16 protein-coding genes and 2 tRNA genes are annotated in these 17,730 nt (G+C 69.3%); 12 read left to right on the top strand and 6 right to left on the bottom strand.

Annotation, left to right across the window (positions count from 1 at the left end):
* Nucleotides 1–191: 191 nt before the first annotated feature.
* The 4 genes from ACIBK4_RS03805 (at nt 192) to ACIBK4_RS03790 (ending at nt 4,044) form a co-directional block, all read left to right on the top strand.
* A complete protein-coding gene (locus tag ACIBK4_RS03805; protein WP_398991769.1) occupies nt 192–788 on the top strand; it encodes a M48 family metallopeptidase in 597 nt (198 codons plus the stop codon).
* A gap of 114 nt (nt 789–902) precedes the next feature.
* Nucleotides 903–2,579 (top strand): TerD family protein, encoded by a 1,677-nt coding sequence (locus ACIBK4_RS03800; protein ID WP_398991767.1) that lies wholly within the window; start codon nt 903–905, stop codon nt 2,577–2,579.
* Between the two features lie 11 nt (nt 2,580–2,590).
* Nucleotides 2,591–3,271, top strand: coding sequence for an AIM24 family protein (locus ACIBK4_RS03795; RefSeq protein ID WP_398991765.1), 681 nt, complete (start codon nt 2,591–2,593; stop codon nt 3,269–3,271).
* Between the two features lie 17 nt (nt 3,272–3,288).
* Entirely contained in the window at nt 3,289–4,044 is a 756-nt protein-coding gene (locus ACIBK4_RS03790) for an AIM24 family protein (protein WP_398991763.1), read from the top strand.
* Nucleotides 4,045–4,088: 44 nt separating this feature from the next.
* Here ACIBK4_RS03790 and ACIBK4_RS03785 read toward each other — a convergent pair whose 3' ends face one another.
* Nucleotides 4,089–4,604, bottom strand: a complete 516-nt coding sequence (locus ACIBK4_RS03785) for an NUDIX hydrolase (protein ID WP_398991761.1) — start codon at nt 4,602–4,604, stop codon at nt 4,089–4,091.
* Complete coding sequence (locus ACIBK4_RS03780) at nt 4,601–6,028, bottom strand: zinc-dependent metalloprotease (RefSeq protein WP_398991759.1); 1,428 nt, start codon at nt 6,026–6,028, stop codon at nt 4,601–4,603. Before ACIBK4_RS03780 ends, ACIBK4_RS03785 begins: the two co-directional genes overlap by 4 nt.
* Before the next feature lie 192 nt (nt 6,029–6,220).
* Here ACIBK4_RS03780 and ACIBK4_RS03775 point away from each other — a divergent pair, with 192 nt between their 5' ends.
* From ACIBK4_RS03775 to ACIBK4_RS03760, 4 genes are all read left to right on the top strand, one after another.
* Nucleotides 6,221–7,333: an SDR family oxidoreductase gene (locus tag ACIBK4_RS03775; RefSeq protein ID WP_266772347.1), complete on the top strand. Its 1,113-nt coding sequence runs from the start codon at nt 6,221–6,223 to the stop codon at nt 7,331–7,333.
* Between the two features lie 142 nt (nt 7,334–7,475).
* The gene (locus ACIBK4_RS03770) at nt 7,476–7,937 is read left to right on the top strand and encodes a molybdenum cofactor biosynthesis protein MoaE (RefSeq protein WP_398991755.1); all 462 of its coding nucleotides are present in this window, start codon (nt 7,476–7,478) and stop codon (nt 7,935–7,937) included.
* Nucleotides 7,938–8,135: 198 nt separating this feature from the next.
* On the top strand, nt 8,136–8,300 hold the full coding sequence (locus ACIBK4_RS03765; RefSeq protein ID WP_366433838.1) for a hypothetical protein: 165 nt from the start codon (nt 8,136–8,138) through the stop codon (nt 8,298–8,300).
* A gap of 53 nt (nt 8,301–8,353) precedes the next feature.
* On the top strand, nt 8,354–9,451 hold the full coding sequence (locus tag ACIBK4_RS03760) for a PDZ domain-containing protein (protein WP_398991753.1): 1,098 nt from the start codon (nt 8,354–8,356) through the stop codon (nt 9,449–9,451).
* 128 nt (nt 9,452–9,579) lie between these two features.
* Here the strand turns inward: ACIBK4_RS03760 and ACIBK4_RS03755 are convergent, their stop codons facing one another.
* Complete coding sequence (locus ACIBK4_RS03755; protein WP_398991751.1) at nt 9,580–10,122, bottom strand: PPA1309 family protein; 543 nt, start codon at nt 10,120–10,122, stop codon at nt 9,580–9,582.
* A 174-nt stretch (nt 10,123–10,296) separates the two neighbouring features.
* Between ACIBK4_RS03755 and ACIBK4_RS03750 the strand changes: the two genes are divergently transcribed.
* The 4 genes from ACIBK4_RS03750 (at nt 10,297) to ACIBK4_RS03735 (ending at nt 15,694) form a co-directional block, all read left to right on the top strand.
* Nucleotides 10,297–13,227, top strand: coding sequence for a UPF0182 family protein (locus ACIBK4_RS03750; protein ID WP_398992937.1), 2,931 nt, complete (start codon nt 10,297–10,299; stop codon nt 13,225–13,227).
* Between the two features lie 43 nt (nt 13,228–13,270).
* A tRNA-Met gene (locus ACIBK4_RS03745) sits at nt 13,271–13,344 on the top strand.
* A gap of 205 nt (nt 13,345–13,549) precedes the next feature.
* Nucleotides 13,550–15,388, top strand: a complete 1,839-nt coding sequence (locus ACIBK4_RS03740) for a tetratricopeptide repeat protein (protein ID WP_398991748.1) — start codon at nt 13,550–13,552, stop codon at nt 15,386–15,388.
* Nucleotides 15,389–15,620: 232 nt separating this feature from the next.
* Nucleotides 15,621–15,694: transfer RNA gene (locus ACIBK4_RS03735), tRNA-Met, on the top strand.
* Between the two features lie 70 nt (nt 15,695–15,764).
* Here the strand turns inward: ACIBK4_RS03735 and ACIBK4_RS03730 are convergent.
* The 3 genes from ACIBK4_RS03730 to hisN form a co-directional block, all read right to left on the bottom strand.
* Nucleotides 15,765–16,181, bottom strand: a complete 417-nt coding sequence (locus ACIBK4_RS03730; protein WP_355917607.1) for a Fur family transcriptional regulator — start codon at nt 16,179–16,181, stop codon at nt 15,765–15,767.
* Nucleotides 16,182–16,268: 87 nt separating this feature from the next.
* The gene (locus ACIBK4_RS03725; protein WP_033282054.1) at nt 16,269–16,643 is read right to left on the bottom strand and encodes a cyclic nucleotide-binding/CBS domain-containing protein; all 375 of its coding nucleotides are present in this window, start codon (nt 16,641–16,643) and stop codon (nt 16,269–16,271) included.
* A gap of 241 nt (nt 16,644–16,884) precedes the next feature.
* Complete coding sequence (gene hisN, locus ACIBK4_RS03720) at nt 16,885–17,685, bottom strand: histidinol-phosphatase (RefSeq protein ID WP_398991745.1); 801 nt, start codon at nt 17,683–17,685, stop codon at nt 16,885–16,887.
* Between the last annotated feature and the right edge of the window lie 45 nt (nt 17,686–17,730).

Raw genomic sequence — 17,730 nt, 5'->3', positions numbered from 1 at the left:
CGTCCCGTGTGCCGGTGGAGCTGGTCGGTGCTCCGCCGGTGATGCCAGCGTGCACGGTTCTGCCGTCGGGTGCCGAAAGTTATCCACAGGCTGTGGGGATTCGTCGTACGAATCAAACGCTTGGTGGGGTATCGACACCGAACCGTCCCAGGGGCGGGACTTCCCGCGTGTGCAGAGGGTAACGTCGTGCCGTGCCCGCCGACCCACTGCACAGCGCCGGAAAACCACAGCGCAGTACGACGAGCCTGCCGCCAGGCGGCTCGGGGGCGAGCGCGATCGAGGTCCGCAGGAGTGCGCGTCGGCGCAGAACTGTCTCCGCGTACCGCGAGGGCGATCGCACCGTCGTGCTCATCCCCGCCCGCATGTCCGAGGCGGAGGAGAAGCGCTGGGTCACCGTCATGCTCGACAAACTCGCCGCCCAGGAAAGCAAACGCGTGCTCGGTGACGCGGAGCTGTCCGAGCGCGCCGAGCGACTGTCGGCCCAGTACTTCGACGGCCGCGCCCGGCCCACCTCTGTGCGCTGGGTCACCAACCAGAACACGCGCTGGGGCTCCTGCACGCCCTCCGAGGGCAGTATCCGCCTCTCGCACCGGCTGCAGGGCATGCCCGAGTACGTCGTCGACTACGTACTGCTGCACGAGCTGGCGCATCTCCTGGTGCCCGGACACGGTCCGCGTTTCTGGCGGCTCTTGGAGGCGTATCCGCGCACCGAGCGGGCCAAGGGCTACCTCGAAGGCGTGGTCGCGGCCGAGCGGCTGCCCCATCCGCCGGGCGCCCGCGACGAATGACATCCCCTTGTGGGGGATTGTGTACCGGGTCTGTACCGACATCCTCCGGTGTCAGAGATTGCCGTTAGCCTGACGCGACGCACTCGCTTTCGGGATGGGGGACGGTCGTTACGCATGGCCAGGGAATTCCAACGCGGCCACAAGGCCAAGATCAGTGACCTCACCGCGGGCACGGATCTGTACGTAGGTGTGCAGATCACGGGCCCCGGACTGACGTTCGACATCAGCTGCTTCGGCCTCGACGCCGAGGAGCGGCTCTCGGACGACCGGTACTTCGTGTTCTTCAACCAGCCGAAGTCCCCCGAGGAGTCCATCCAGCTCCTGGGCGCCCAGGCGGGCGACTCGGAGTCCTTCCGGGTCACGCTCGACAAGATCCCCCCGCAGATCCACAAGTTGGCGTTCACGGCGACGCTCGACGGCGCCGGGCAGATGTCGCAGATCGCCCCCGGGTACGTCCGGATCGTCGCGGGCGGCGAGGAGGTGGCCCGCTACTCGTTCAACGGTACGGAGTTCACCACCGAGCGGGCCGTGATGCTGGGTGACTTCTACCTGAAGGACGTCTGGCGGTTCGCGGCCGTCGGCCAGGGCTTCGACGGCGGCCTCGAAGCGCTGCTGAAGAACTTCGGCGGCGAGGTCGCCGAGGAGGAGACACCCGCGGCGCAGCAGGCGCAGCCCGCGCCGCCGCAGTCCGGTGCCGCCCCCGGCTTCGCCCCGCCCGCGTTCGGCGCCCCCGCGGCCCCGGCACCCGCCCACCAGCCCGCCCCGCAGGGGTACACACCCGCGCCGGCACCCGTGCCCTCCGTGCATGCCGCGCCGACCATCATCGCGCCCATGACCCCGCCCGGCGCGGGCACCGTGCCGCCTCCGGGTCCCGTGCCCGCGCCCTACGGCCAGCCGCAGGCGCCGTACGGACAGCAGGCCCCCGGCCAGACCCCGCCTCCGCCGCCCGGCTACGCGCAGCCCCAGGCCCCGCCCGCGCCGGGCCCGCCGCCCGGCTACGGTCAGCCGACTCCTCCCCCCGGCTACGGCCAGCCGCCCGCGCCTCCTGGCTACGGCCAGCAGCAGCCTCCCTTCGGGCAGGTCCCCGGCCAGGCGGCCGGCTACGGAGTGCCCCAGGGTTCTCCGCAGGGCGCCGGTGTGTCGGCCGCGCTGGAGAAGTTCAAGGAGACGCCCACCGGGCAGCGCTGGACGCAGCAGAACAAGAAGCTCATCCGCGTCGACCTCGGCATCGGCGGCCAGCCCGTGCTCGCCCGCCAGGGCAGCATGGTGCTCTACCAGGGCAAGGTCGACTTCGGCTACAAGGGCGCCGGATTCGCCGGACGGATCGTGGGCAACGCGACCGGCCAGGAGATGCAGCTGATGCGCTGCACCGGCCAGGGCCAGGTGTTCCTCGCCGAGAACTCCACCCACCTGCACCCCGTCGAGCTCCAGGGGGACGCGATCTGCGTCTCCGCGGAGAACGTCCTCGCCTTCGACGAGAGCCTTCAGTACGAGGTCAGACGCATCGAGGGACACGGCATCCCCGGGGGCGCGCTGTTCACGATGCAGTTCCAGGGGACCGGCACCATCGTCGTGAAGACCCACGGCTCGCCCGTGGTGCTGCCGGTCACGCCGACCACGTTCGCCGACTGCAACGCGGTCGTCGCCTGGTCCGCGGCCGCCCAGGTGATCGTCTCCAGCCAGGTCCGGATGCGCCGCAACGCCTATCCGGGCGACACCGGGGAGAGCGTCAACCTGCAGTTCCGGGCCGCCCCCGGCAACTTCATCGTCGTCCAGCCGTACGAGGTCTGAGGGAGCCCGTCATGAACCAGCCGCTCGCGGGCTATGCCCCCGCACCCGTCTCCGCCCGCATGGAGAACCACGGCAACAACATGCTGAAGGTCGCCATGCAGACCGGAAGCGACCTCTTCGCGCGCGTGGGCTCGATGATCGCCTACGAAGGCTTCATCCAGTACGAGCCCAACCCGCCGGCCGTGCGCCAGATCGCGCGCGACTGGATGACCGGCGAGGGCGCGCCCCTGATGAAGTGCTCCGGCGACGGACTGCTCTACCTCGCCGACTACGGCGCGGATGTCGTCGTCATCAACCTCAACGGCGACGGGATCTCCGTCAACGCCACCAACCTGCTCGCTTTCGACACGTCCCTCACCTGGGGTGTCGAGCGCGTCAAGGGGCTCGCCAAGTTCGCCGGGCAGGGCCTGTGGAACACCAAGATCAGCGGCCAGGGCTGGGTCGCGCTGACCTCCCGCGGCACGCCGATCGTCGTCGACTGCGGCGGTGGCGAGGACGAGACGTACGTCGACCCGGACGCGCTCGTCGCCTGGTCCCCGAACCTCAAGGTGAAGGGCAAGCGCAGCTTCAAGGCGCAGTCGCTCATCGGCCGGGGCAGCGGCGAGGCCTACCAGATGGCCTTCTCCGGGACGGGCATCGTCGTCGTCCAGCCCAGCGAGGACAGCACCGACCGTCTCCGGTTCCGGGGCTGAGGGGGGAACACGACACTATGCAGAGCCCGCTTTTCGCGTTCAACGACTCGCAGTCCCAGGACCGCTACAGCCTCCAGAACAAGCAGATGCTGCGCGTCGTCCTGGAGGGCCACGACGACATCCTCGCCCGCAAGGGCACGATGGTCGCCTACCAGGGGCTCGTCGAGTTCGACGCCGAGTACCAGAACAACCAGCAGGCACGCGCGCGTGCCTACACCGGCGAGGGTCTCAGCCTGATGCGCTGCCACGGGCAGGGCACGGTCTTCCTCGCCAACCTCGCCCAGCACATCCACGTAGTGGATGTGGAACAGGACGGCCTGACCGTCGACAGCAGCTACGTCCTGGCGATGGACTCCTCGCTGCACCACGAGGTCATCGCCGTGGACAGCCAGTACGGCATCTCCGGTTCGGGGAAGTACCAGCTCAACATCACCGGCCGCGGCAAGGTCGCCCTGATGACCTCGGGCGCGCCCCTGATGATGCAGGTCACGCCCGACAAGTACGTCAACTGCGACGCCGACGCGATCGTCGCCTGGTCCACCGGTCTGCGCGTCCAGATGCAGGCCCAGACGCATTCCTCCGGGGTGTGGCGGCGCCGCGGCAACACCGGTGAGGGCTGGGAGCTGAGCTTCATGGGCAGCGGTTACGCGCTCGTCCAGCCCAGCGAACTCCTGCCCCCGCAGAACGCCGCGATCGGCCAGGGCCTCGCCGCCCAGTTCGGCATGGGCCAGCAGGGCGTGCACGCCCAGAACCAGGGCAACGCCTGGAGCTGAGGACGGGTAAGGGGTGACCACAAGGGTGGTCACCCCTTACGCCCTCAGAGTCGGGCGCGGGTTGCGTCGAGCAGCCGTACGACCGAGGCATCCGCCACGGACGCCACCTCGTCGTACGCGAACCAGCGCAGGTCGAGCGACTCGTCGCTGATCGCCTCCACGGCTCCGCGTGGGGCCACGGCGGCGTACTGCACGTCCAGGTGCCAGGCGCACGGTGTGTGGTGCCGGTCCAGGCGAACCGGCGTTTTCTGCAGCAGGCTCAGCGAGGGAATGCCGGACTCCTCCGTGGCTTCACGCAGCGCGGCATCCGCGAGCGTGATGTCGCTCCGCTCGCAGTGCCCACCCATCTGGAGCCACATGCGCAGCTTCCTGTGCAGGGTGAGCAGCACGCGCCCCTGCTCCGGATCGATCACCAGGGCGCTCGCCGTGATGTGCCCGGCCTCGCAGTCCTTCCACATACCGTCGGGGTGACCTTCGAGATGGGCCAGATAGACCTCACGGAGGTCTTTCTGGCCCACGTACCTCTCCAGCACCTGGACCGCGTCGTCGTGCAGGGTCACTCGGAGTCGTCGTCCTTCTTCTTCAGGTCCGGCTTCTCCTCCGTGCCGCTCGCCGCCTCGCCGAGCATCTTGTCCAGCTCGGAGAAGTCCAGCTGCTCGCGGTGCACGAAGCCGTCCGGGTCGTCCAGGTCGGAGGCCGTCGGCAGCATGTCCGGGTGGGCCCACAGACCGTCCCTGCCGTCGACACCGCGCGCGTCCGTGAGCGAGGCCCACAGGCGGGAGGCGTCGCGCAGCCGGCGCGGGCGCAGCTCCAGGCCGATCAGCGTGGCGAACGTCTGCTCGGCGGGACCGCCCGTCGCGCGACGGCGGCGCAGGGTCTCGCGGAGCGCGTCGGCGGACGTCAGACGCGGCTTCGCGGCCGCGTGGACCACCGCGTCCACCCAGCCCTCGACGAGCGCCAGAGCCGTCTCCAGACGGGCCAGGGCGGCCTTCTGCTCCGGGGTGTCCTCCGGCTGGAACATGCCCTGCTGGAGGGCGTCCTGCAGCTGCTCCGGATTCGCCGGGTCGAACTGACCGACCACGTCCTCCAGCTTCGCGGTGTCGACCTTGATCCCGCGCGCGTACCCGTCGACCGCGCCGTACAGGTGCGAGCGCAGCCACGGCACGTGCGCGAAGAGACGCTGGTGGGCGGCCTCGCGCAGGGCGAGGTAGAGCCGCACCTCCTCCTGGGGGACGCCCAGGTCCTTGCCGAACGCCTCGATGTTCAGCGGCAGCAGCGCGGCCTTGCCGACCGGGCCGAGCGGCAGGCCGATGTCGGTCGAACCGACGACCTCGCCCGCGAGTGTGCCCACGGCCTGCCCGATCTGCGTGCCGAACATGGCGCCGCCCATCGAGCGCATCATGCCGATCAGCGGGCCCGCCATGGCCTGCATCTCCTCCGGCAGGACGTCACCCATGGCCGCGCCGACGCGCTCGGCGACCGGGTCCACGAGTTCCTTCCAGGCCGGAAGGGTCGCCTCGACCCACTCCGCGCGGGACCACGCCACGGCGGTGCCCGCGCCGGACGGCAGCGAGGTCGCGTCGTCCAGCCACAGGTCCGCGAGGCGCACGGCCTCCTCGACCGCGCTGCGGTCGGCGGGGCCGATGCTCGCGTCCTTGACGCCGTCCTGCGTGCCCTGGGAGACCGTCTGGCGGGCGATCTGCTTGGCCATGTCCCAGTTCACCGGGCCGCCCTCGTAAGAGAGCATCTGGCCCAGCTGCTGGAACGCGGCGCCCAGGTCATTGGGGTTCAGCGAGCCGAACATGGCTGCGAGCGGATTGTCCGCGCCGGGGCCGCCGAAGCCCCCGGCACCGGGCAGGCCGCCAAATCCGAACGGGTTGGCCGGTCCCTGACCACCACCGCTCTCCTGGTCCTTCTTCTTGCCCTCGTCGCCGTCGTCCGGCTCCTCCGGCGGAAGGCCGAATCCGAATGGGGTGTCACTCACGGGATTCCTCGGCTGTTAAGGCCGCCGGTTCTCTCCGACGGCACGACTGCCCTTCAACACCACCCAGCGTAGACACCGCGGGCCGATCGGGCCTCAGTGCTTCGCCGAGACCCGGCCTGCGGCAGGATGGATGCCACCTGGTCCGGACGCGTCACGCGCATCCGTACTGAAGACAACCGCTGGAGACGCCCGGTGAGTTCCCCAGATCCGCAGGTTCGCGCAGCGCGAAACCACTCAACCAGTCCCGCCGTGCGCGGGCCCGTCGTCGCGGTCACCGGCGCCGCGTCCGGGATCGGGGCGCTGCTGACCGAGCGGCTCGCCGCGTCCGAGGAGATCAAGCAGGTCATCGCCATCGACGAGCGGCGCGGCGAGTGCGCGGCGGCGCAGTGGCACATCCTCGACGTACGGGATCCGGCCATCGCGGAGAAACTGCGCGGCGCGGACGTCGTCGTCCATCTGGCCCTCGACCTCGATCTGGAGACCGACCCGGCCGCCCGTTCGGCGTACAACGTCCGGGGGACGCAGACCGTACTCACCGCCGCGGCCGCGGCGGGCGTCCACCGGGTCGTGCTCTGCACCTCGGCGATGGTCTACGGAGCGCTGCCCGACAACGAACTGCCGCTCTCGGAGGACGCCGAACTGCGCGCCACCGCCGAGGCCACCGGCGTCGGCGACCTCCTGGAGGTCGAGCGCCTCGCGCGGCGCGCACCCCGGGCGCACCCAGGGCTCAATGTCACCGTCGTCCGCCCCGGAGTGCTCGTCGGCGGCACCGACACCGCGCTGACCAGGTACTTCGAGTCGCCCCGGCTGCTGGTGGTGGCCGGGTCGCGGCCCGCCTGGCAGTTCTGCCACGTCGAGGACCTGTGCAGCGCCCTGGAGTACGCCGTCCTGGAGAAGGTCGAGGGCGAGCTGGCCGTCGGGTGCGACGGGTGGCTGGAGCAGGAGGAGGTCGAGGAGCTCAGCGGGATCCGCCGCATGGAGCTGCCCTCCGCGGTCGCGCTCGGCGCGGCGGCCCGGCTGCACCGCATCGGGCTCACCCCGTCTCCGGCGGGCGACCTGGCGTACACGATGTACCCCTGGGTGGTGAGCGGGAGCCGGCTGCACGACGCGGGCTGGCGGCCGCAGTGGACCAACGAGGAAGTCCTCGCGGAGCTGCTGGAGGAGGTCTCCGGGCGGCACACGGTCGTCGGACGACGGCTCGGCCGCAAGGACGCGACGGCGGCGGGTGCCGCGGGCGCGACGGTCGCGCTGCTGGGCGCGGCGGCGGTCGTACGACGGGCACGGAAGGCACGGCGGCGCATCTGACGGGCAGGCGGCAGGCCCCTCCGGGACACCCCGACCTCACTCCCGTGAATCGTGCCCCTGTAGAAGGCTCCAAGTCCCCACACGCGTGTGCCTGGTGAAAGTGCTATTCCTCGCTGTCCGCGAGGTGCGGCACGATGGAGGCATGGCACCCACGATCGACCATCCCGGTGAGCAGGCCGCGCACGATCCCATCAAGCTGATCGGGATCCGGGAGACGCCGCTCTCCGTGGACGAGGTCTTCCGGGCCGTCGGGGACGACGCGGCCGGTGGGATGGCCCTCTTCGTAGGGACCGTGCGCAATCACGACGGTGGCGCCGACGTCGACGAGCTGGGGTACTCGGCCCACCCCAGTGCCGAGGACGAGATGCGGCGCGTCGCCGAGAAGGTCGTCGCGGAGTACCCGGTACGGGCGCTCGCCGCCGTCCACCGTGTGGGGGATCTCGGCATCGGGGACCTGGCGGTCGTCGTCGGCGTGTCGTGTCCGCACCGGGGTGAGGCCTTCGAGGCCTGCCGGAAGCTGATCGACGACCTCAAGCACGAGGTGCCGATCTGGAAGCACCAGAAGTTCTCCGACGGCACCGAGGAATGGGTCGGCGCCTGCTGATGCCGGCTCACCGCGCGTGCTGAAGTCGACTCACCGTCCGTGCTGACGGCCGCTCACCGACTTCTCACCGCACCCTGATCGACTTCTCACCCGCCCTCCGGTTGCGTAACCGCCCCCCGGGCACGAGCGTTGTCAGTGGGGCTGGCTAATCTGCTGATCAGTCAGTTGAGGTCATTGATCCGGGGTTGGGAGGTCGGCATGGCGGCACTCGCCTGGTTGTTGATTCCGCTGATGGCGGCGATAGGTGCCGGCCTGTGGGGCAGTTGGGCCAACCGGACCCGCAAGGTGCGCAGCGACGGCCCGGAATTGGACGGCTATGCCCGGTTCCGCGAGGCCATGGAGAAGTCCCACTCCGGCACGTGATCGGAAGGCGGCCCTGACGGTGCGCTGACAGACGCGTCCCGTACTGTCGTGCCATGCCACGCCGCACCGCGACGATGCTCGCCTCCACCCTGATGCTGATCGCGCTCCTGTGCGCGGGAGTCCTCATCAACGTCCCGTATTCGGAGATGTCGCCGGGCCCGACGGTGAACACCCTCGGGGACCACGACGGCGAGCCGGTGCTGCAGATCAACGGGCGCAAGACCTATCCGACGACCGGTCACCTGAACATGACGACGGTCCGCGTCACCAGCGCCGACTACAACATGAACCTCATCGAGGCCGTGTACGGCTGGCTCGCCCACGACGACAAGATCGTCCCGCACGACACGCTGTACCCCGATGGCAAGACGGAGCAGCAGTCCACCCAGGAGAACGCCGAGGAGTTCAGCCAGTCCCAGGAGAGCGCCAAGGTCGCCGCCCTGGACCAGCTGGGCGTCCCGGTGAAGTCCTGGGTGATCGTCTCGACGGTCGTCAAGGGCACCCCGGCCGAGGGCAAGCTGCACGCCGGTGACGTGATCAAGGCGGTCGACGGTACGGCGGTGAAGCAGCCCGACGACGTCGCGAAGCTGGTCACCAAGCACAAGCCCGGCGAGAACGTCGTGTTCACGATCGTGCCCGCCAAGGAGCAGGCCGCCGCCGTGAAGGCCAACAAGACGGCGACCGCGACGAAGAACATCACGATCACCACCGCGACCTCCGACGACACCGGCACCAAGCGCGCCATCGTCGGCATCTCGGCCGGCACCGATCACACGTTCCCGTTCACCATCGACATCAAGCTCGCCGATGTCGGCGGTCCGAGCGCCGGCCTGATGTTCGCGCTCGGCATCTACGACAAGCTCACCCCGGGCGACCTCACCGGCGGCAAGTTCATCGCCGGCACCGGCACGATCGACGACACCGGCAAGGTCGGCCCGATCGGCGGCATCTCGATGAAGACGGTCGGCGCGCGCAGCAAGGGCGCCCAGTACTTCCTGACCCCCGCCGACAACTGCGCGGAGGCCGCCAAGGACACCCCGAGTGGCCTCAGGCTCGTCAAGGTCAACACCATCAAGGACGCGATCAGCGACCTCAAGCTGATCAACAGCGGCAAGACCGACGACCTGCCGAAGTGCAGCACCAAGAGCTGACCAAGGCCCCTTCTTAAAGAAGACCTCGCGTACGACACAGAAGACCTCGCTACGACTCCGGGGGCGCCCCCCAAGCAGGGGGCGCCCCCGGAGTCGTACCCGAGCAACCGGAGTCGTAGCGGACGACGTCAGTCCTCGAAGGTGGCCGACAGGGCCTCCGCGAGGCCGGGGACCAGGGCGCCGCCCGTGAGGACCTCCGTGGGGGAGTCCTTCTCGCGCAGGCGCAGGGCCGAGTCGCGGCTGCCGTCGCGCAGGACGGCGACCGTCATGCGGACCTCCTGGCGGTCGGGGTGCTGGGCGACCCACTGGGTGAGCTTCTTCTCGCTCAGCCCCTCCGGGACGGTGGCCTCGGCGGACGGCGGCAGCATCAGGCGCTCGACGGTGAGCGCGCAGCCGGCCACCGCGTCGGGCCAGGCGATCGTGCCGAGGAACTCGTCCAGCGGCTTTCCGGCCGGGATCTCCTCCTGCTCGATCGGGGTGAGACCGGTGGTCTCGGGCTCGTCCCGCAGGCCGAGTTGGGCCGCGAGGCCGGGTTCCTGGGCCCGCAGCCGTGCGGTGTCTACGAGGGCGAAAAGGCGAGCGGGCTGGTCCCAGCCGAGGCCGGAGGCGTACTCGTCGATCTCCAGTACGGCCCGGGTGAGGGGGTTCGCTGCCATGGGAGTGTTGGACATGGTCACAATCCTGCCTCGTTCATGGCCGGAATCGGGAACCGAGTAAACGGTGAGTAAGTTGCATAGGTGTGGGCCCGCGATCACGTGGGGCTACGGCGGGTCCGCGAAACCGGGGACCTGACGCAACGACAGCGACCAACAGCGAACTTCGAGGTGCGCACCTTGGCTTTCCAGATGCCGGACCGCGGCGGAGGCCCGACAGGGCCGCGGATCAGAGTGGGCCGCCCGTCCCGGCGCGTCCGGACTTTGCTCATGACACTGGGCGTCCTTGCCGTACTCGGCATGGCGTTCACGATGTTCGCGGGCTTCTGGACGGACTGGCTCTGGTACCGGTCGGTGCATTACTCGTCCGTGTTCACCACCACCCTCTCGACGAAGATCGGGCTCTTCTTCGTCTTCGGCCTCCTGATGGCGGCCGCGGTGGGCGTGAACATCTGGCTGGCGCACCGCCTGCGCCCGCCGCTCAGCGCCATGTCGATGGAGCAGCAGAGCCTCGACCGCTACCGGATGGGCATCGCGCCGTACAAGAAGTGGCTGCTGCTGGCGATCACCGCTCTCGTCGGGCTGATCGCGGGCGCCTCCGCGTCCAGTCAGTGGCGGGTCTGGCTGATGTGGGTCAACGGCGTGCCCTTCCACCAGAAGGACCCACAGTTCCACCTCGACGTGTCCTTCTACGCGTTCGACCTGCCCTGGTACCGCTTCCTGCTCGGCTTCGGCTTCGCCGCCGCGATCCTCTCGCTGCTCGCCGCCGCGCTGACCCACTACCTGTACGGCGGCCTGCGCATCACCAGCCCGGGCGCGCGCGCCACGGCCGCGGCCACCGGACATCTGTCCGTCCTCCTCGGCATCTTCGTCGCCCTCAAGGCGGTGGCCTACTGGCTCGACCGGTACGGACTCGCGGTCAAATCAAGCGACTTCAAGGCGACCGGTGACTGGACGGGCCTGAGGTACGTCGACGCGAACGCGTATCTGCCGGCCAAGACGATCCTGTTCTGCATCGCCGTCATCTGCGCGCTGCTGTTCTTCGCCACCCTGTGGCGGCGCACCTGGCAGCTGCCCGTCATCGGCTTCGGCCTGATGGTGCTCTCCGCGATCCTCATCGGCGGCCTGTACCCGGCGATCGTCCAGAAGTTCACGGTCCAGCCGAACGAACAGGCCAAGGAAGCCCCGTACGTCCAGAAGAACCTGAAGGCGACGCGCGAGGCCTACGGCATCGACGACACCAAGGTCACGGAGTACTCGGGGACGAGCACCACCAAGGACAAGACCAAGCTTCGCGCGGACGTCGACTCCACGGCGAGCATCCGGATCGTGGACCCGAACGTCGTGTCGCCCACGTTCCAGCAGCTCCAGCAGATCAGGAACTACTACGCGTTCCCGACCAACCTGGATGTCGACCGCTACAGCGAGGACGGCAAGGACCAGGACACGGTCATCGGGCTGCGCGAGCTGAACCTCAACGGCATCCCGAAGAACAACTGGATCAACGACCACTTCCGCTACACGCACGGCTACGGCGTGGTCGCCGCCAAGGGCACCGAGGTCGACTCCGAGGGCCGCCCGGTCTTCACCGAGTCCGATCTGCCGTCCACGGGTGACCTCGGGACGTACAAGCAGCAGATCTACTACGGCGAGAAGACCACCACGTACTCGATCGTCGGCGGTCCCCAGAAGGAGATCGACTACTCCGACGACAGCGGCGAGAAGACCACCAGCTACACCGGCAAGAGCGGGGTCAACCTCTCCAACCCGCTCAACCGGGCCGCGTACGCGGTGGCGTTCAACGAGCCGCAGATCCTGTACTCCGGTGCGATCGGCGAGGGTTCGCGGATCCTGTACAACCGCACGCCCAAGGAGCGCGTCGAGGCGGTGGCGCCCTGGCTGACCATCGACGGTGACGCCTATCCGGCGGTCGTGGACGGCCGTATCCAGTGGATCGTCGACGCGTACACGACGAGCAACGGATACCCGTACGCCTCACGTACGACCCTCGGCGATACGACGGCCGACTCGCTGACGGCGACCAACAACAACCGCGCGGTGGTGGCCCAGCAGAACCAGGTCAACTACATCCGCAACTCGGTGAAGGCGACCGTCGACGCGTACACCGGTGCCGTCAAGCTCTACCAGTGGGACACCGAGGACCCGGTCCTGAAGACCTGGATGAAGGCGTTCCCGAACACGGTCGAGCCCAAGAAGGACATCTCGTCCTCGCTGATGGCCCATCTCCGGTACCCGCAGGACCTGTTCAAGGTCCAGCGCGAACTCCTCACCCGCTACCACGTGACGGACGCGCAGACGTTCCTCAGCGGCAGCGAGGTGTGGCAGGTCCCGAACGACCCGACGAACCAGTCCAACAGTGCGGTGCCGCCGTACTACTTGAGCATGAAGATGCCGGACCAGTCCGCGCAGGCCTTCTCGTTGACGACGACGTTCACGCCGAACGGCAGAGACAACCTCAGCGCCTTCATGGCCGTCGACTCCGAGGCCGGCACCCCGGACTACGGCAAGATCAGAATCCTGAAGCTGCCGACCAGTACGACCGTCGGCGGACCCAAACAGGTGCAGAGCGCCTTCAACTCCCAACAGGACATCGCCGAATCCATCAAGCTGCTCAAGGGCGGCGACTCCGACATCGAGTACGGCAACCTGCTGACGGTGCCGCTCGACGGGGGACTGCTGTACGTGGAGCCCGTCTACGTACGCGGTGGTGGACTCAAGTACCCGCTCCTGCGCAAGGTGTTGGTGGCCTACGGGAACAAGACCGCCTTCGAGAACACGTTGGACGAGGGGCTCAACAAGGTCTTCGGGGCGGAGAGCAGTACGACGACCCCGCCACCGGACGAGAGCACCAGTCCGCCGACATCCAGCAACCCGACCGTCCAGGCGGCGCTGAGTGACGCTCAGAAGGCCTTCGACGCCGGGCAGACGGCCCTGAAGAAGGGCGACTGGGAGGCGTACGGGCAGGCGCAGAAGGATCTCCAGGCCGCGCTGAAGCGGGCCGAGGAGGCGCAGGCCGCGGCGGACAAGAGCAAGGGCACTGGCAAGACCAGCAGTAGTCCGAGCAGTAGTCCGAGTCCGAGCAGTAGCCCCAGCAGCGGATAGGAAAAAGCCCACCTCACGCCGTGGTACGGTTGCAACACAACGGCGCGGGGTGGAGCAGCTCGGTAGCTCGCTGGGCTCATAACCCAGAGGTCGCAGGTTCAAATCCTGTCCCCGCTACTGAACGCGAAGGCCCGGATCCTTTAAGGATCCGGGCCTTCGCGCTGTGCGAACGCATGTGCCGACGAGGGTGACGGCCGTGCCGCCGGGGGGAGTTGGTGAAACCGTGTTTGTGTTGTCTCTCTGTGGGCATGTCGACAAAACGCTGTAGAGACCTCACTGGCTGCGGTATACCAGGTGTACCCAGGTTGCAGGTGGTGCGACGATGGACGTTATGGGGGACAAGGCAACTCTGTTGGATACAGGGCGTTTTGTGCAGCCTTCCGACCGGGACGAGACCGGTGACGGGGAGGCTGTCGACGAGGCACGCACACGGCTCGCCGCACAGGCCGGCGACGTCGAGGCGACGAGTGTCCTCGGAGCGATGCTGCTGCGCCGCGGTGATCTCGACGGAGCCGAGCCCCTGCTGCGTGCCGCCACCGCCGAGGGCGACCGGGCCGCGGCCAACAATCTTGGCGTCCTCCTGCACCAGCGCGGATACACCGACGAGGCCGCCGGCTGGTGGCGGATCGCCGCCGTGGCGGGATCCGCGGCCGCCGCGCACGCGCTCGGCCGGTTCCACCGCGAGCGCGGTGACGAGCCCGCCGCCGAGTACTGGCTGCGGCAGTCCGCCGAGCAGGGGCACGCGCTGGGTGCCTACGCGCTCGCCGATCTGCTGGAGCATCGCGGGGATGCCGCGGCCGAGCGGTGGATGCGGTCCGCCGCCGAGCGTGGACACCGGGAGGCTGCCTACCGGCTGGCGCGGGCGCTTGATCGCCGGGCGCCGCACGAGGACGAGGGCGGGGCTGACAACGGTGTCGGGTCGGCGCCCGGAGCCGCGGACGTCCCCGGGGATCCCGGGAACGAGGCCGAGCAGTGGTACCGGCAGGCCGCCGCGCGGGGGCACCAGCGGGCCGCGCTGCAGCTCGGGGCGATCTTGGAGCGGCGGGGCGAGCTCAAGGAGGCCGGGCGCTGGTATCTGACGTCCGCGAAGGACGGGGAGGCGCGGGCCGCCTGCGCACTCGGGTTCCTGCTGCGTGACGCCGGCGACACCGAGAGCGCCGCCGTGTGGTGGCTCCGGGCCGCCCAGGACGGCGACGGCAACGCGGCCAACGCGCTGGGCGCGCTGCACGCCGAGCGGGGTGAGACGCAGACCGCCGAGCGGTGGTACCGGGCCGCGATGGACGCGGGGGATGTGAACGGCGCTTACAACCTCGGGCTGTTGTGTGCCGAGCAGGCTCGTACCGCGCAGGCCGAGCAGTGGTATCGGCGGGCTGCCTACGCCGGGCACCGGGAGGCCGCGAACGCGCTGGCCGTGTTGCTGCTTCAGGGCGGCGACGCCACCGGAGCCGAGCCGTGGTTCTCCAAGGCCGCCGAGGCCGGGAGCGTGGACGCTGCCTTCAACCTCGGGATTCTCTTTGCCGGGCGGGGTGAGGAGGGGGTTGCTCTGCCCTGGTACGAGCGGGCTGCTGCTGCCGGGCATACGGAGGCTGCCTTGCAGGTCGGGATCGCTCGGCTTCGGGATGGCGATGAGCGGGAGGCCGAGCGGCATCTGCGGTGTGCCGCCGGTGGGGGGAGTGCGGAGGCTGCGTACCGGCTGGCCTCGGTGCTTGATGCTCGGCGGCCGCCTGCGCCCGCGCATGAGTTGGGGGAGCAGGTGCATGAGAAGACCGAGTGTGAGGAGTGGTACGAGCGGGCGGCTTCTCAGGGGCATCGGCGGGCGCAGGTTCGGGTCGGGATGCTGGCCGCTGCGCGGGGCGATGTTGTCGAGGCGGCTCGGTGGTATCGGGAGGCCGCGGAGGCCGGGTCTCGTAACGGGGCTTTCAATCTTGGGTTGTTGCTGGCTCGGGAGGGGAGTGAGCCTGAGGCTGCTGTGTGGTGGGCTCGGGCGGCTGATGCGGGGCATGGGCGGGCGGCGTTGCGGTTGGCGCTGGTTTATGCGCGGCGGGGGGAGTTGGCCGAGGGACAGCGGTGGGCTGATCGGGCGGTGACGCTTGGGCCCCGGGAGGTTTCTGAGCGGGCGGCTCGGTTGCGGGATGCGTTGCGGCAGGAGCTGACGGCGTAGGGGGGGGGCTTTTTCGCCCCCGCCGCCCCTACCCGTCCCATCCCCAGGGGCTGCCGCCCCTTCCGCCCCGCCTGGGGGCTGTGCCCCCAGACCCCCATCGGCCCTGAAGGGGCCTCGTCCTCAAACGCCGGACGGGCTGGATATAGCCGGCCTGGGGTGGGTGGCTCTGACCTGGCTGGTTAATCGATTTGCTTCTGTCGGTCCGTCTGACGTAGCGTTGCAATCACAACGGCGCGGGGTGGAGCAGCTCGGTAGCTCGCTGGGCTCATAACCCAGAGGTCGCAGGTTCAAATCCTGTCCCCGCTACTGCGGCCTAGGGCCGGAATCCAGAGTCTGGATTCCGGCCCTAGGTGTTTTTGCTGGTGGGTGGTGCTGGTTACGCGCTTGCGCAGTTCGGGCACAGGCCGCGGTAGGTGACCTCTACGTCCGAGACCGTGAAGCCGAAGCGTTCCGAGTCGGGGAGGTCGGCGAGGGGGTTGCCGCCGGGGTGGACGTCGCGGATCTGGCCGCACTGGGCGCAGACCAGGTGGTGGTGCGGGCTGTGTGCGTTCGGGTCGTAGCGCTTGGCTCGTTTGTCCGTGGCGACTTCGAGGACCTCGCCGAGGGAGACCAGTTCGCCGAGGGTGTTGTAGACCGTCGCCCGGGAGATCTCGGGGAGCTTTGCCACGGCGCGGGAGTGGACCTCGTCGGCGGTCAGGTGGACATGGTCGCCGTCGAGTACTTCGGCCACGACACGCCGCTGTGCGGTCATCCGCCATCCGCGTCCGCGCAGCCGCTCCAGAAGGTCACTCATGCCGGTCAGCTTAACAGCTGGGTGACCAGTTCCCGAATAGGTGTGACTTTGGAGGGAGGCCGGAATTGGACTTTGTCCAACTCGTTCTCAGGCCGGTACCTGCTGTCGCGCCGGTGCCCAGCAGCGGATGATGTCGCGGACCGAGACGATGCCGGCGGGCTCGCTGCGGTCGAGGACGATGAGGTGGCGGAAGCCGCCGTGGGCCATCGCGCTGGCCGCGTCCTCCAGGGTCCAGGCCGGGGTGGCGAAGACGACGTCGGTGGTGGTGTGGGCGTGGGCGCGCTCGGTGTCCGGGTTCTGGCCCCGGCCGAGGGAGTTGAGGATGTCGCGTTCGGTGAGGATGCCGATGCCGCCGGCGTCCGGGTCGAGGACCACGGCCGCGCCGACGTGGCGCGAGGCCATCAGGGCGGCCGCCTGGCGGAGGGTGTGGGCGGGGCCGATGGTGAGGACCACCGTGCTCATGGCGTCGCGGACCAGCGTGGACTGGGGAGTCGATTGCGGTGTGGGGTGCGGCGTTGGATTTGGATGCAGCATGGGTGAGGCCACCTCCTAGTGGAATCCGCTTGGTTCACGGACCGTGGGTCCGTTCGTTCGCGGATTCACAAGTTCACAAGTGGGGGACTCTCAGAGTTGCAGGTAAAGCACGGGTCAACAAGAGGGCGCGCGCGGCCGGTTGGGGGCGTGCGCAGGCGTCCCGTTGTGCTCAGTAGCGCATGTTGAGATAGCCCAGGAACTCGTCGTGCAGGATGCCGTTCGACGCAGCCGCGTTGCCGCTGTGCGGGCCCGGGCGGCCGTCGAGGCCCGTGAAGGTGCCGCCCGCCTCGGTGACGATGATCGCGGTGGCCGCCATGTCCCAGAGGTTGAGTTCGGGTTCGGCGCAGATGTCGACCGCGCCCTCGGCGACCATCATGTACGGCCAGAAGTCGCCGTACGCGCGCGTGCGCCACACCTCGCGGGTCAGGTCCAGGAAGCCGCCCAGGCGGCCCTGGTCCTCCCAGCCGGTGAGCGAGGAGTACGCGAAGGAGGCGTCCGCCAGCTTCGAGACCTGGGAGACGCGCAGCCGGGACGCGGAGGAGAGGCTGCGGCCGGTGTAGGCGCCGTGGCCCTTCGCAGCCCACCAGCGGCGGCCGAGCGCGGGTGCGGAGACCAGGCCGACGACTGGCTGGAAACCGCCCTCCGCCGCCTCCATCAGGGAGATCAGCGTGGCCCAGACCGGGACGCCGCGTACGTAGTTCTTGGTGCCGTCGATCGGGTCGATCACCCAGCGGCGCGGGCCGGTGCCCTCGCTGCCGTACTCCTCGCCGATGACCGCGTCGCGCGGGCGTGCGCGCTGAAGATGACCGCGGATGACTTCCTCGGCCGCCTTGTCCGCCTCGGTCACCGGAGTCATGTCCGGCTTGGTCTCGACCTTGAGATCGAGCGCCTTGAACCGTGCGGTCGTCGCGGCGTCGGCGGCGTCCGCGAGGACGTGGGCGAGGCGCAGGTCATCGTGATAGTCGGCCATGCGTGAACCGTATCTTCAGGGGTCGCGCCGGGGCTACAGGGTCCG

It is taken from the genome of Streptomyces sp. NPDC050528 (assembly GCF_044457795.1).
Taxonomy (GTDB): domain Bacteria; phylum Actinomycetota; class Actinomycetes; order Streptomycetales; family Streptomycetaceae; genus Streptomyces.
The sequence above is the reverse complement of the archived record's forward strand: the minus strand, read 5'-3'. Positions and strand labels throughout refer to the sequence as shown.